This window comes from Pseudomonas sp. TWR1-1-4 (assembly GCF_049897165.1).
Lineage (GTDB): Bacteria > Pseudomonadota > Gammaproteobacteria > Pseudomonadales > Pseudomonadaceae > Aquipseudomonas > Aquipseudomonas canadensis.
The window spans coordinates 297,224-310,663 of sequence record NZ_JAFCVS010000007.1 but is presented as its reverse complement, the minus strand read 5'-3'; the positions used below and the strand labels follow the sequence as shown (position 1 = coordinate 310,663).

Here is a 13,440-nt window from a genome sequence, read left to right as displayed (position 1 = left end):
TCCTACTCAGTGATCAAACACGGCCAGCGCCGCCGGGGTCTTGCTCGGGAGGGTCTTGGCGTCTTGCGGCACATCGTTGCCGGCGCCGAGGCCGCCGCCCAGGGCCGTCACCAGTTCGGCGTGGGCGCTCAGGCGAGCCGCTTGTACCTGTTGCTCGATCTGTTGCTGATGAAACAGCAAGGTCTGCGCATTCAGGACATTCAGGTAATCGGTGAGGCCACGTTGATAGGCGATCATCGCGATGTCGTAGGTCTTCTGCGCCGAGGCCACCGACTGCGCGGCGAAGGCGGCTTGCTTGTCCATCGATTCGCGGCGGATCAGTTGGTCGCTGATGCCCTTGAGCGCATTGACCAGGGTCTGGTTGTACTGGGCGACGGCGATGTCATAACCGGCGCTGGCTTCGCCCAGTTCCGCACGCAGGCGGCCGCCGTCGAAGATCGGCAAGGTGATCGCAGGTCCCACGGTGTAGTTGAATTTCTTGCCCGCCAGGAATTCCAGCATGCCGCCACCGGTGGCCATGTAGCCGAGGCTGCCGACCAGATCGACGTTGGGGTAGAAACCGGCGTGGGCCACATCGATGCCACGGGCCTGGGCCGCGACTTGCCAGCGGCTGGCGACCACGTCCGGGCGTTGACCGAGCAACTGCGCGGGCAGGCTCGACGGCAACTTCAACGGCGCGCCCAGGGACAGGCTCGGGCGTTGCAACTGCGCGCCTTCCCCCGGGCCTTTGCCCGCCAGGGCCGCCAACTGGTTACGGCTCAGGGCGATCTCTTCGTCGAGGGCGTCCAGTTGCCGATGGGTTTCCGGCAATGGGGTTTCGGCCTGGCTGACATCGAACTGGGTGCCGATCCCAGCGTTCAAGCGCTTGTTGGCCAGGTCGAGGATCTGCTGCTGTTGCGCCAGGGTCGCCGCGACGATATCGCGGTTGGCGTAATGCAACGACAACTGGATATAGGCGCGCACCACGTTGTTCTGCAATTCGAGTTGAGCCTGGCGCGCTTCGGCGGCGCTCATGTGCGCCAGGTCGACGGCACGTTCGGTGGCATTGCTTTCGCGGCCCCACAAGTCGAGGGCGTAGCTCAGGCCCAGGGAGGCATTGTTGTCCCAGGTGTTGGCTCCGCTCAGCTCGCCGGGACCATAGAACTGATCCTTCGGCCAGTTGTGGCGCTTGAGGGTGGTGTCGCTGTTGATCTGCAGCGACTCGGCCGACTCGGCAATCCCGGCCATGGCCCGCGCCTCACGCACTCGCGCGGCGGCCATGGCCAGGCTCGGGCTATGCTGCGTGGCCAAGTCGACCCAGCGGTTCAGTTGCGGGTCGCCGTAGGCTTGCCACCATTGCTCGGTGGGCCAGCGGGCGTCCTGGGCGGCGCTCTGGATGGCTTCGTCGGTAGCCAGGTGGTTGGCGTCGAGAGACTGGCCTTGTGGGGCGATTCCTCCGGTTCCGATGCAGCCGCTGATTGCTAACGATAAAGCCCAAACACTGAGAGTCTTAAGCTCTCTGCTGATGCGACGCGGCACGGCAAGCGTATTCCTGAGAGGGTGGAGCGGGAAAGGTGGCGCAATTCTAGGCGGCGGCATGAACGACGATAAGCTGGTATTCCTGTGAATCTTTGTTACCGTTCAGGCGATAATCCGTTGGTAGGGATCACTGGACGGCGTAACTTTCTGTCACAATTTGTTATCTCCCCTGAGAACACTCCATGGACACTTTGCAAAACATGCGCGCCTTCAGTTGCGTGGCCGAAGCCGGCAGCTTCACCGCCGCCGCCGTGCAACTGGATACCACCACGGCCAATGTGTCGCGCGCGGTCTCCAACCTTGAGGCCCATCTGCAAACCCGCTTGCTCAACCGCACCACCCGACGCATCGCGCTGACCGAGGCCGGTAAACGCTATCTGCTGCGCTGCGAACAGATCCTGGCCTATGTCGAGGAAGCCGAGGCCGAAGCCAGTGACGCCCACGCGCGCCCCGCGGGGCAGTTGAAAGTGCACACCATGACCGGTATCGGCCAGCACTTCGTCATTGATGCGATTGCGCGCTACCGCCGTACCCACCCGGACGTGACCTTCGACCTGACCCTGGCCAACCGCGTGCCGGACCTGCTCGATGAGGGCTACGACGTGTCCATCGTACTGGCCAGCGAGCTACCGGACTCAGGCTTCGTGTCCCAGCGCCTGGGCATCACCTACAGCATCGCCTGCGCCTCGCCGGATTACGTCAAGGCCAAAGGTTGCGCGCAGCGCCCACAGGACTTGCTCAACCACGCCTGCCTGCGCCTGGTCAGCCCGGTGATCCAGTTGGATAAATGGACCTTCAACGGCCCAGAAGGCCAGGAAAGCGTGGCGATCAACACCTCGCCGTTCCTGGTGAACTCGGCCGACGCGATGAAAACCGCGATCACCAGCGGCATGGGCGTCGGCCTGTTGCCTGTGTACGCGGCCATCGAAGGCCTGCGCAACGGCACCCTGGTGCGAGTGATGCCCAACTACCGTTCCCAGGAACTGAACCTGTACGCCATCTACCCGTCGCGCCAATACCTGGATGCGAAGATCAAGACCTGGGTGGAATACCTGCGCGGCTCGCTGCCGGAGATTCTGGCAGCGCACCAGGCGGAACTGGTGGCGTATGAGTTGAGTGGCAGCCTCAGCGGCGCGCGGATGGCCAACTGACAAGCGGCAGCAGGAATGTTAGCGTGCTTGGCATTCTTCCGTAGTCGATGAGCCCGCCTGCAATGAAAAAGACTGTCCTCGCCTTCAGCCGCGTCACCCCGGAAATGATCGAACGCCTGCAACAGGACTTCGAGGTGATCGCGCCCAACCCCAAGCTGGGCGACATCAACGCTCAATTCAATGAAGCCCTGCCCCACGCCCACGGCCTGATCGGCGTGGGCCGTAAGCTGGGGCGCGAGCAGTTGCAGGGCGCGAGCAAGCTGGAAGTGGTGTCCAGCGTGTCAGTGGGCTATGACAACTACGATGTGGCGTACTTCAACGAACGCGGGATCATGCTCACCAACACCCCCGACGTGCTCACCGAAAGCACCGCCGACCTGGCCTTTGCTTTGCTCATGAGCAGCGCCCGTCGGGTGGCCGAGCTGGACGCCTGGACCAAGGCCGGCCAATGGAAAGCCAGCGTCGGCGCGCCGTTGTTTGGTTGCGATGTACATGGCAAAACACTCGGCATCGTCGGCATGGGCAACATCGGCGCGGCCGTGGCCCGGCGAGGGCGCCTGGGTTTCAACATGCCGATCCTGTACAGCGGCAACAGCCGCAAGCCGGCACTGGAGCAGGAGCTGGGCGCGCAATTTCGCAGCCTGGATGAGCTGCTGGCCGAGGCAGATTTCGTGTGCCTGGTGGTGCCGTTGAGCGACAAGACCCGTCATCTGATCAGCACCCGCGAACTAGGGTTGATGAAGTCCAGTGCGATCCTGATCAACATCTCCCGTGGCCCGGTGGTCGACGAACCGGCGCTGATCGAAGCCCTGCAAAACCAGCGCATCCGTGGCGCCGGGCTGGATGTATATGAGCAGGAACCACTGGCCGAGTCGCCGCTGTTCCAACTGAACAATGCCGTGACCTTGCCGCACATCGGTTCGGCCACGAACGAAACTCGCGAAGCCATGGCCAACCGCGCCCTGGACAACCTGCGCAGCGCCCTGCTGGGCCAACGTCCGCAGGACCTGGTGAACCCCCAGGTGTGGAAGGGCTGACTTCAAGGGCCTGACCGTTCCCACTGTAGGAGCGAGCTTGCTCGCGAAAAAGCATCAACGATAACGCGCCCATCCTGGATAAACGCGGTGCCCTTGAGTTTTTCGCGAGCAAGCTCGCTCCTACAGTTTTGGGTGCACAGGTCGATAACCCTCCATAGAAGATCGTCATCCCTGATCCACAGAAGGTTTTTATGTCCACCACCAAAGCCCGCGCAGACTCACTCTCGCTTCTGCTCTTTACCTTGCGCAGCGGCAAGCTGATGGCGATCAACCTGCTGAAAGTCAGCGAAATCATTCCCTGCCCGCCGCTGACCAAGCTGCCGGAGTCCCATCCTCACGTCAAAGGCATCGCCACTCTGCGCGGCAACTCGCTGGCGGTGATCGACCTGAGCCGCGCCCTCGGCGAAATGCCCCTGGCGGACCCTGATGGCGGCTGCCTGATCGTCACCGACGTGAGCCGCTCCAAGCAGGGCCTGCATGTGCAAGCCGTGAGCAAGATCGTGCATTGCCTGACCACCGACATTCGCCCACCGCCCTACGGCTCCGGGGGCAACCGCGCGTTCATCACCGGGGTCACCCAGGTGGAAGGCGGCCTGGTGCAGGTGCTGGACATCGAGAAAGTCATCCACGGCATCGCCCCGGCACCGATCGAAGCGGCGCCGACCGACCTGACCATGGAAGAGGCCGAAGTGCTCGGCAATGCACGCATCCTGGTGGTGGACGACAGTCAGGTCGCCCTGCAGCAATCCGTGCACACTCTGCGTAACCTTGGCCTCACCTGCCACACCGCGCGTAGTGCCAAGGAAGCCATCGACGTGCTGCTGGAGCTGCAAGGCACGGTTGAGCAGATCAATGTGGTGGTGTCGGACATCGAAATGTCGGAAATGGACGGCTACGCCCTGACCCGCACCCTGCGCGAAACCCCGGATTTCCAGCACCTCTATGTACTGCTGCACACCTCCCTGGACAGCGCGATGAACAGCGAAAAAGCCCGGCTGGCCGGCGCCGACGCAGTGCTCACCAAATTCTCTTCGCCGGAGCTGACCAAGTGCCTGGTGGTGGCCGCGCAAACGGTGGCGCAAAAAGGCCTGTGAGCGAATATTTCCAACTGCTGCGCCGCGACCTTATCGGCAGCCTGCCCGCCCCGCAGTGGCCGGTGGGCACGCAGTTGGATCATTACCGTGACGACTTGGCCCCGGCGATTCACGCCGTATTGCGCCTGACCCAGGATCAGGGTGGCGGTCGCGTTCCCAACCTGGAAACCTGGCAGCAGCAGTTCACCACCGATGCCGAGTTCGATCCCACGCTGTGCCTGGTGGTCAGCAACGGCGACGGCATTCTCGGCGTGGCCCAGTGCTGGACCAGCGCCTTTATCAAGAACCTTTCCATTCATCCTTGCGCCCAAGGCCAAGGGCTGGGGCGTGCCTTGTTGTTGCATAGCTTCCAGGCGTTCAAGCAACGCGGCGAACCCTATGTGGACCTCAAGGTGCTGGAGAGCAACCTGCGTGCCCGCCAACTGTATGAAAGTGCGGGGATGAAATTTGTCCTACGCGACGTAGTCGCTCAGGACTGATACGCACTGGCGTGTTACTTGCTTCCAGAGAGCGAATCGGTGAACAGAGGTAAAAACCCGTCACCGTTCTTGCGTGCCCTCTGACCTAGCCTGGTGACAGATCCGCCATGAATACTCAATTTTCCTGCGTCGGTTGCGGCAAATGCTGCTCCGACCACCACGTGCCCCTGACCCTCGAAGAAGCCCGGATGTGGGCGGCGGACGGCGGTAACGTCATCGTTCTGGCGGAAGGTTTCCTGGTCAACGGCCTGGGGCTGCCCCAGCAGCAACGCGAACATGCCGAGCGCCGTTCGGTAGTGGTGCCCAGCGGCAGTACCGAGGCGTTTGTGGCAATCACCTTTGCCGCCTACAACGCCGGGCGCTGCCGGAATCTTGACGAAGACAACCGGTGCCGCATCTATGAACGTCGCCCGTTGGTGTGCCGCATCTATCCGATGGAGATCAACCCGCATATCCCGCTGAACCCCGCCGCCAAGGATTGCCCGCCGGAATCCTGGGAACAGGGCCCGACGCTGATCGTCGGCGGTGAGCTGATGGACCAGGACCTGGCTGAACTGATCCGCCGCTCGCGCCAGGCCGACCGCGACGATGTGCAGACCAAGGAGGCGGTGTGCGCCTTGCTGGGTATTCGCACCACGGCGCTCAAGGGTGATGGCTTTACCGCTTACTTGCCGGACATGGGCGCATTTGCCCAGGCGATTGAGTTGGCGGTGAGTCAGCCGTCCGTGGCCAATGAATGGGTGTTCCATGTGTCGGGGCTGGACATCGCCGAGCAGGTGCTGGATGCCGGGGCGCAGATTGCCACCGAAGTGCCGGCCAACTATGCGTTTATCCCGTTACGCGCGGCTTAGACCAGAATTCTCTCGCCAATTGACGCAGATCCTCCGCCAACGCCGCCACATCGCTTGAGCTGAGCTGGCTTTGCTGCCCGGCGCTGACGGTGGCCTCCCCGGCGTCCCGAATGCCGACGATATTGCGGTTGATGTCTTCACTCACCACGCTCTGTTCTTCCACAGCCGTTGCGATCTGCTGGCTCATGGCGGTGATTTGTGTGACGCGCTGGCTGATGCCATCCAGCGCGGCGGCGGCACGTTGTGCTTGTTCGACGCTGGCTTCGACGTGCTCGCTACTCTGGGCCATGGCCTGCACCGCATCACGGGCGCCGCCTTGCAGGGTGCTGATCATGCGCTGGATTTCATCGGTCGATTGCTGCGTGCGCTGCGCCAGTCCGTGCACTTCATCCGCCACCACGGCAAACCCGCGCCCCTGCTCACCCGCACGCGCCGCTTCGATAGCAGCATTCAGCGCCAGCAAGTTGGTCTGCTCGGCAATCGTGCGGATCACCTCCAGCACGCCGCTGATCTCGCCGCTGTGGTTTTCCAACTGGTGGATCACCTCAGTGGCACGCGCCAATTCCTGGGACAGGCGCAACACCGCATCACGGCTTTGATCCACGCGCTGATGGCCTTCGTGGGTTTCGCTGCCAGCCTGGTCGGCAGCCTTGGACGCCTGCTGCGCGTGGTTGGCCATTTCGGCCACGCTGGCGGCCATCTGGTGGATCGCCGCCGCCACTTGGTCGGTCTGGGTTTGCTGACCCAGGCTACTGGCGTGGCTGCTGTCGAGGTGCCGCACCAATTGCGCGGCATGGCCGGACAAGCGCTGAGAGGCATCGCCGATACGGCCCACCACGGCGCCCACCTGGGCTTCGAGCATGTGCAGGGCAAACTCGATCTGCCCGCACTCGTCACGACGTCCGGTATAGATCGCCTGGCTCAGGGGATTGTCGGCGATGCGGCGCGCCCGTTCTTGCAACTGGGCCAGGGGCCGCAAGATCGCCCGCACACCCATAGCCCCAACCGCAGATCCCGCCAGAAGCGCGAGTAATTGCCAGGCCAACGCGTATTCCGCCAGGCCAAGACCCGATGCCAAGGTCGCACCACAGGTGACGGCGACCCAAGCCACCAGTTTCGTGCCTATGCCGATGGCCGGCCCCGTCGCACGCTTGCCGGCTCGCAAGCGCGCGTAGGCCTGCTCTGCCAGGGTAATCCTGCGGGCATCCGGCTTGGTACGCACCGATTGATACTCCACCGTCGCTCCGTCGCGGGTCACCGGCGTGGCATAGGCGCTGACCCAATAGTGATCGCCGTTCTTGCAACGGTTTTTCACCAGGCCCATCCACGAACGCCCGCCCTTTAGGGTTTGCCACATATGGGCAAACGCCTCGGACGGCATATCCGGATGGCGCAGGACGTTATGCGGCATGCCCAGCAGCTCGTCATGGCTGTAACCGCTGATGTCGATAAAGTCCTGGTTGGCGTAGGTAATCGCGCTGGTCAGGTCGGTGGTCGAAAGGATATTGGCGTCGGGAGCAAAGTCCACATTCCGACCGGTGACCGGCAGATTGATCTTCATGGAGAAGCGCGCTCGTGATTGTTGGAGGAGTCGGCAGGGCGTCGACTCTAAGCGCACCGGAGGGGCAAATACTGATCCAGCTCATGTTCCGCGCAATTAATTGGCCATCATTGTGGGTCCAATCGATAAGGCGCAAGGATCCGTTGGTACTCACCATTGTGCTTGAGCTGTTCGAGGGCGCGGTTGAGTTCAGTACGCAACGCAGTGTCCGTGTTGCGCAATGCGATCGCGATGCCGTCGCCCAGTAGCTCAGCGGAAACAGCAGGGCCCAGGAAGTCGAAATCTGCGCCGGCAGCGGTGTCGAGCAGTACGTTGCGGATTTCCACGGAGCCCTGCAGTGTCGCATCGATATGGCCTGCCACTAGGCTACGGACCAGTTCGTCGTTGAGCCAAAAACTCCTGATGATCACACCTTCGCGAGCCCACTGAGACAAGGCAAAGGCTTCGCGATTACTCCCTAGCAAAACGCCGACACGCTTGCCTTTGAGTGACGTTGTAGTCGGCATGAGGCCCGAGGACCGGTGCGCAACGAGGCGCGTGGTGAACGGGTAGAGGTTATCGGTGAAACTCACCCGGCGGCGCCGCTGAGGTGTGGAGGCAATGCCCATAATTGCATCGAATTTCCGGGCGTCAAGGTCGTTGAAGTTTTCGACCAGCACCTGATCGATCCAGGTACAGCGCACATTCAATTGCTGGCACAGGGCATTACCGAGCTCGATGTGCATGCCGACCAGTTGCCCTTGCGGATCGCGACTCTGGAAGGGAGGGAACAATGCGGCAACCGCAAAACGGATTTCGCGCCGTGGTTGATCAATGCCTGCGACGGCATCCACTGCGAGCAATAGGACAAGCGCTACACAAAGGTGTATCAGGGCCACGGGAAACGTCCTTTTCCGGAAAGAGCACCCTCCGCTCAGGCCCGATACGAAACCAGGGCAGAGCGGAAGCTGTGCAAGCTTTCAAGAAACGGTCGCATGCCTACAAGCAGAAACATCGACGGGAGCTGTAGGCAACATCCGCCAAATATTACAACCGATTAATCTTAACGTTTACCCATTGAGCGACGGGTGCCCGGCGGGGCCATGCCCGGGGACTTGGTGTGGCCGTTTTTGGCTCCATTCTTGTACCAAGGCTGGGCGGCATTCTTGGCCGCAGCCAGTTCACCCGGCTTGAAGGGAAACTTGAACGCCGGGATCTCGGCTTTTTCAACGCCTTCGGCGCTGGCCGGAGCGACAAGGTCGGCCGCTTCAACAGGGGGTTGTGTCGGGGAAGTCATAAGGGCTCCGGCGCGGGTATTGGTGTAAAAGCGCGAGTATAGCGGGGCCGGAGGGCCAAGCGGTAAGCTTCAAGCGGCAAGTTTAAAGCACTAGCTGTCATGGCTGTCAGTTTGACGTCACGATCCTGACCGGGTCGCCGCGCTATAAAGCTTTTATCCAAACCTCAACTTGCAGCTTGCAGCTTGAAACGTGCAACTGCGCCTCTGGTGTCCGTCGATGCACATTCAACGAAAAACCGCCCTGATCGTGGGGGTCCTCGTGGTGTTGGCCGTTGCAACCTGGGCACTGACCCGACCGGCCAAGTCCAAACTGGCGGCACCCACCGCGATTCCGGTGCGGGTGGTGAGCGTGGCGCAGCAGGACATTCCGCGCTTTGTCAGCGGGATCGGCTCAGTGTTGTCGCTACACAGTGTGGTGATTCGCCCGCAAGTGGACGGCATCCTGACTAAATTACTGGTCAAGGAAGGCCAGCTGGTCAAGGCCGGTGACCTGCTGGCGACCATCGATGACCGCTCGATCCGTGCCAGCCTGGACCAGGCCAAGGCCCAACTGGGCGAAAGCCAGGCGCAGTTGCAGGTGGCGCTGGTCAACCTCAAGCGCTACAAGGAGTTGAGCGTCGACGACGGCGTGTCCAAGCAGACTTATGACCAGCAACAAGCCCTGGTCAACCAGCTCAAGGCCACTGCCCAAGGCAACCAGGCCGCAATCGATTCAGCTCAGGTACAACTTTCCTACACTCAGATTCGCTCGCCGGTCAGCGGACGCGTCGGTATTCGCACCGTGGATGAAGGCAACTTCTTGCGCACCGCCGATACCCAGGGCCTGTTTTCCGTGACCCAGATCGACCCGATTGCCGTCGAGTTCTCCCTGCCGCAACAAATGCTGCCCACCTTGCAGGGCCTGATCGCGGCGCCCACAAAAGCCAGCGTCGATGCCTACCTGGGCGCCGACACCGATGGCCAGACCGGCGACTTGCTCGGCGAAGGTCACCTGAGCCTGATCGACAATCAGATCAGCTCCACCACGGGCACCCTGCGCGCCAAGGCCGAATTCAACAACGCCTCGCAGCGCCTGTGGCCTGGGCAACTGGTGACCATCAAGATCCAGACCGCCCTCGACAAAAACGCCTTGGTGGTGCCACCGACCGTCGTGCAACGCGGCCTGGACTCGCATTTTGTGTACAGGGTCAACGGTGACAAGGTCGACGTGGTGCCGGTGCAGGTCACCTACCAGGACAGCGACGTGAACATCATCAAGGGCGTACAGGCCGGCGATGTGCTGGTCAGCGATGGCCAGTCACGGCTCAAGGCGGGTGCGCAGGTGGAAATACTCAAGGAGCCGCCGCAAGTCATTCAGACCGTCGATGCCAAGGTGCAGCCATGAGCCGTTCGCCGTCAGCCTGGTGCGTCGACCACCCGGTCGCCACCCTGCTGCTGACCTTTGCCCTGGTACTGCTCGGGCTGATTGCCTTCCCGCGCCTGGCGATCGCCCCACTGCCGGAAGCGGAATTTCCGACGATCCAGGTCACTGCCACCTTGCCCGGCGCCAGCCCGGACACCATGGCCTCGTCCGTGGCCACGCCGTTGGAGGTGCAATTCAGCGCCATCCCCGGCATGACCCAGATGACCTCCAGCAGTGCACTGGGCTCAAGCTTGCTGACCCTGCAATTCACCTTGAACAAAAGCATCGATACTGCCGCGCAGGAAGTACAGGCGGCGATCAACACGGCGTCCGGCAAGCTACCCAGCGATATGCCGAGCCTGCCGACCTGGAAGAAGGTCAACCCGGCGGACAGCCCGGTACTGATCCTCAGCGTCAGCTCCAACAGCATGCCCAGCACAGAACTGAGTGATTACGTGGAAACCCTGCTGGCCCGGCAGATCAGCCAGATCGACGGCGTAGGCCAAATCAACATCACCGGCCAGCAGCGCCCGGCAATCCGCGTCCAAGCATCGCCGGACAAACTCGCCGCCATCGGCCTGACCCTGGCCGATATCCGTTTGGCCATCCAGCAATCGAGCCTCAACCTGGCCAAGGGCGCGATCTACGGCGAGAACAGCGTGTCGACCCTGTCGACCAACGACCAGTTGTTCCACCCGGAGGACTACGCGCAGCTGATCGTGTCCTACAAGGACGGCGCACCGGTTCAACTGCGGGATATCGCCAAGGTCATCAACGGTTCGGAAAACGCCTACGTACAGGCCTGGTCCGGCGACACACCCGGGGTCAACCTGGTGATTTCGCGTCAGCCGGGCGCGAACATCGTCGAGACCGTGGACCGCATTCAAGCCGAGCTGCCGCGCCTGCAAGCGATGCTGCCAGCGTCGGTGCAGGTCAGCGTGTTGACCGACCGCACCAAGACCATCCGCGCCTCCCTGCATGAAGTGGAAGTGACGTTGCTGATCGCCATCCTGCTGGTGGTGGCGGTGATGGCGCTGTTCCTGCGCCAATTGTCGGCGACGATGATTGTGTCCAGTGTGCTCGGGGTTTCGCTGGTCGCCAGCTTTGCGCTGATGTACCTGATGGGCTTCAGCTTGAACAACCTCACGCTGGTGGCGATCGTCATCGCAGTGGGCTTTGTGGTGGACGATGCCATCGTGGTGGTGGAAAACATTCACCGCCACTTGGAAGCCGGGCTCGACAAGCGCGAAGCGGCGATCAAAGGCGCTGGTGAAATCGGCTTTACCGTGGTGTCCATCAGCTTCTCGCTGGTGGCGGCGTTTATCCCGCTGCTGTTCATGGGCGGCGTGGTCGGGCGGCTGTTCAAGGAGTTCGCCTTGACGGCCACCTCCACCATCCTGATTTCGGTGGTGGTCTCGCTGACGTTGGCACCGACACTCGCCGCGCTGTTCATGCGCGCGCCCACTCATCATGCCCACGACAAACCCGGTTTCAGCGAGCGACTGCTGGCCGGCTATGCACGCAACCTGCGTCGTGCCCTGGCCCATCAACGCAGCATGGCGGCAATTTTCGTGGTGACCCTGGCCTTGGCCGTGGTCGGCTATGTGTTTATCCCCAAGGGCTTCTTCCCCGTGCAAGACACCGGTTTTGTGCTGGGCACCAGCGAAGCGGCGGCCGACGTGTCCTACCCGGACATGGTCGCCAAGCACAAAGCCCTGGCCGAGATCGTCAAGGCCGACCCGGCGGTGGAAGCGTTTTCCCATTCAGTGGGTGTGACCGGCAGCAACCAGACCATCGCCAATGGCCGTTTCTGGATCGCCTTGAAAGACCGCGGCGACCGCGATGTGTCCGCCAGCCAGTTCATCGACCGTATCCGCCCGAAACTGGCAAAGGTGCCGGGCATCGTCCTGTACCTGCGCGCCGGCCAGGACATCAACTTGAGCTCCGGCCCCAGCCGCGCCCAGTACCAGTATGTACTCAAGAGCAATGACGGCCCGACGCTGAATACCTGGACCCAGCGCCTCACCGAAAAACTGCGCGCCAACCCGGCGTTTCGCGACCTGTCCAACGACCTGCAACTGGGCGGCAGCATCACCCACATCAGCATCGACCGCCAGGCCGCCGCGCGCTTTGGCCTCACCGCCACCGATGTGGATCAGGCGCTGTACGACGCGTTCGGCCAGCGCCAGATCAACGAATTCCAGACCGAGATCAACCAGTACCAAGTGGTGCTGGAACTGGATACCCAGCAACGCGGCAAAGCCGAGAGCCTCAACTACTTTTACCTGCGCTCGCCGCTGACAAACGAGATGGTGCCGCTGTCGGCCCTGGCCAAAGTCGATCCGCCCACCGTGGGGCCACTTTCGATCAGCCATGACGGCATGTTTCCGGCCGCCAACCTGTCGTTCAACCTGGCACCGGGCGTGGCCTTGGGCGATGCAGTGATCATGCTCAACCAGGCCAAGAATGAAATCGGCATGCCGACCACCATCATCGGCAACTTCCAGGGTGCAGCCCAGGCATTCCAGAGTTCGCTGGCCAGCCAACCGTGGCTGATCCTGGCGGCGCTAGTGGCGGTGTATATCATCCTCGGCGTGCTGTACGAGAGCTTCGTGCACCCGCTGACGATCATTTCGACCTTGCCCTCGGCAGGGTTGGGCGCGCTGATCATGCTGTCACTGATGGGGCAGGACTTTTCGATCATGGCGCTGATCGGCCTGGTGCTGTTGATCGGCATCGTGAAGAAGAACGGCATCCTGATGATCGACTTTGCCCTGGAGGCTCAGCGTGTCAGGGGCCTGTCGCCGGAAGATGCGATCTATGAAGCCTGCGTCACGCGGTTCCGGCCGATCATCATGACCACCCTCGCCGCCCTGCTTGGCGCGGTGCCGCTGATGCTCGGCGCCGGCCCCGGTGCGGAAATGCGCCAGCCGCTGGGTATCGCGGTGGTCGGCGGCCTGCTGGTGAGCCAGGCACTGACGCTGTTCACCACACCGGTCATATACTTGTACCTTGAGAAGTTTTTCCACCGGCCCAAACCAACGCCTGCGTTGGCGACCACTGATTGAGGC

The 13,440-nt window shown here is 62.2% G+C and carries 11 protein-coding genes; 7 read left to right on the top strand and 4 right to left on the bottom strand.

Annotated elements, in window-relative coordinates:
* Positions 1-6 precede the first annotated feature (6 nt).
* Positions 7-1,518 carry an efflux transporter outer membrane subunit gene (locus ACP7C6_RS23470; RefSeq protein ID WP_323989134.1) on the bottom strand — a complete coding sequence of 504 codons (1,512 nt, stop codon included), beginning with the start codon at positions 1,516-1,518 and terminating at the stop codon, positions 7-9.
* 182 nt (positions 1,519-1,700) lie between these two features.
* Between ACP7C6_RS23470 and ACP7C6_RS23465 the strand changes: the two genes are divergently transcribed.
* The 5 genes from ACP7C6_RS23465 to ACP7C6_RS23445 all read left to right on the top strand — a co-directional run bounded on the left by ACP7C6_RS23465 (position 1,701) and on the right by ACP7C6_RS23445 (position 6,130).
* The gene (locus ACP7C6_RS23465; protein ID WP_028618911.1) at positions 1,701-2,669 is read left to right on the top strand and encodes a LysR family transcriptional regulator; all 969 of its coding nucleotides are present in this window, start codon (positions 1,701-1,703) and stop codon (positions 2,667-2,669) included.
* A 62-nt stretch (positions 2,670-2,731) separates the two neighbouring features.
* Positions 2,732-3,706 (top strand): 2-hydroxyacid dehydrogenase, encoded by a 975-nt coding sequence (locus ACP7C6_RS23460; RefSeq protein ID WP_028618910.1) that lies wholly within the window; start codon positions 2,732-2,734, stop codon positions 3,704-3,706.
* Positions 3,707-3,897: 191 nt separating this feature from the next.
* Positions 3,898-4,800: a chemotaxis protein CheV gene (locus tag ACP7C6_RS23455; protein WP_016974976.1), complete on the top strand. Its 903-nt coding sequence runs from the start codon at positions 3,898-3,900 to the stop codon at positions 4,798-4,800.
* Positions 4,797-5,279, top strand: coding sequence for a GNAT family N-acetyltransferase (locus ACP7C6_RS23450; protein ID WP_068933620.1), 483 nt, complete (start codon positions 4,797-4,799; stop codon positions 5,277-5,279). The genes ACP7C6_RS23455 and ACP7C6_RS23450 overlap by 4 nt, the downstream gene beginning before the upstream one ends.
* A gap of 107 nt (positions 5,280-5,386) precedes the next feature.
* Positions 5,387-6,130 (top strand): YkgJ family cysteine cluster protein, encoded by a 744-nt coding sequence (locus ACP7C6_RS23445; RefSeq protein WP_028618908.1) that lies wholly within the window; start codon positions 5,387-5,389, stop codon positions 6,128-6,130.
* Here ACP7C6_RS23445 and ACP7C6_RS23440 read toward each other — a convergent pair.
* The 3 genes from ACP7C6_RS23440 to ACP7C6_RS23430 form a co-directional block, all read right to left on the bottom strand.
* The gene (locus ACP7C6_RS23440) at positions 6,108-7,691 is read right to left on the bottom strand and encodes a methyl-accepting chemotaxis protein (protein ID WP_426109296.1); all 1,584 of its coding nucleotides are present in this window, start codon (positions 7,689-7,691) and stop codon (positions 6,108-6,110) included. The genes ACP7C6_RS23445 and ACP7C6_RS23440 overlap by 23 nt on opposite strands.
* Positions 7,692-7,798: 107 nt before the next feature.
* On the bottom strand, positions 7,799-8,569 hold the full coding sequence (locus ACP7C6_RS23435) for a transporter substrate-binding domain-containing protein (RefSeq protein WP_028618906.1): 771 nt from the start codon (positions 8,567-8,569) through the stop codon (positions 7,799-7,801).
* Between the two features lie 164 nt (positions 8,570-8,733).
* A complete protein-coding gene (locus ACP7C6_RS23430; protein ID WP_426109295.1) occupies positions 8,734-8,967 on the bottom strand; it encodes a hypothetical protein in 234 nt (77 codons plus the stop codon).
* Positions 8,968-9,184: 217 nt separating this feature from the next.
* Here ACP7C6_RS23430 and ACP7C6_RS23425 point away from each other — a divergent pair, with 217 nt between their 5' ends.
* Complete coding sequence (locus tag ACP7C6_RS23425) at positions 9,185-10,351, top strand: efflux RND transporter periplasmic adaptor subunit (RefSeq protein ID WP_068933626.1); 1,167 nt, start codon at positions 9,185-9,187, stop codon at positions 10,349-10,351.
* The gene (locus ACP7C6_RS23420) at positions 10,348-13,437 is read left to right on the top strand and encodes a multidrug efflux RND transporter permease subunit (protein WP_028618903.1); all 3,090 of its coding nucleotides are present in this window, start codon (positions 10,348-10,350) and stop codon (positions 13,435-13,437) included. Before ACP7C6_RS23425 ends, ACP7C6_RS23420 begins: the two co-directional genes overlap by 4 nt.
* The last annotated feature ends 3 nt before the right edge of the window (positions 13,438-13,440 follow it).

Bases quoted from the DNA above. Each gene is read 5' to 3' on its own strand.
- ACP7C6_RS23465 (WP_028618911.1), top strand. From the start codon at position 1,701: ATGGACACTTTGCAAAACATGCGCGCCTTCAGTTGCGTGGCCGAAGCC.
- ACP7C6_RS23460 (WP_028618910.1), top strand. From the start codon at position 2,732: ATGAAAAAGACTGTCCTCGCCTTCAGCCGCGTCACCCCGGAAATGATC.
- ACP7C6_RS23455 (WP_016974976.1), top strand. From the start codon at position 3,898: ATGTCCACCACCAAAGCCCGCGCAGACTCACTCTCGCTTCTGCTCTTT.
- ACP7C6_RS23445 (WP_028618908.1), top strand. From the start codon at position 5,387: ATGAATACTCAATTTTCCTGCGTCGGTTGCGGCAAATGCTGCTCCGAC.
- ACP7C6_RS23440 (WP_426109296.1), bottom strand. From the start codon at position 7,691: ATGAAGATCAATCTGCCGGTCACCGGTCGGAATGTGGACTTTGCTCCC.
- ACP7C6_RS23430 (WP_426109295.1), bottom strand. From the start codon at position 8,967: ATGACTTCCCCGACACAACCCCCTGTTGAAGCGGCCGACCTTGTCGCT.
- ACP7C6_RS23425 (WP_068933626.1), top strand. From the start codon at position 9,185: ATGCACATTCAACGAAAAACCGCCCTGATCGTGGGGGTCCTCGTGGTG.
- ACP7C6_RS23420 (WP_028618903.1), top strand. From the start codon at position 10,348: ATGAGCCGTTCGCCGTCAGCCTGGTGCGTCGACCACCCGGTCGCCACC.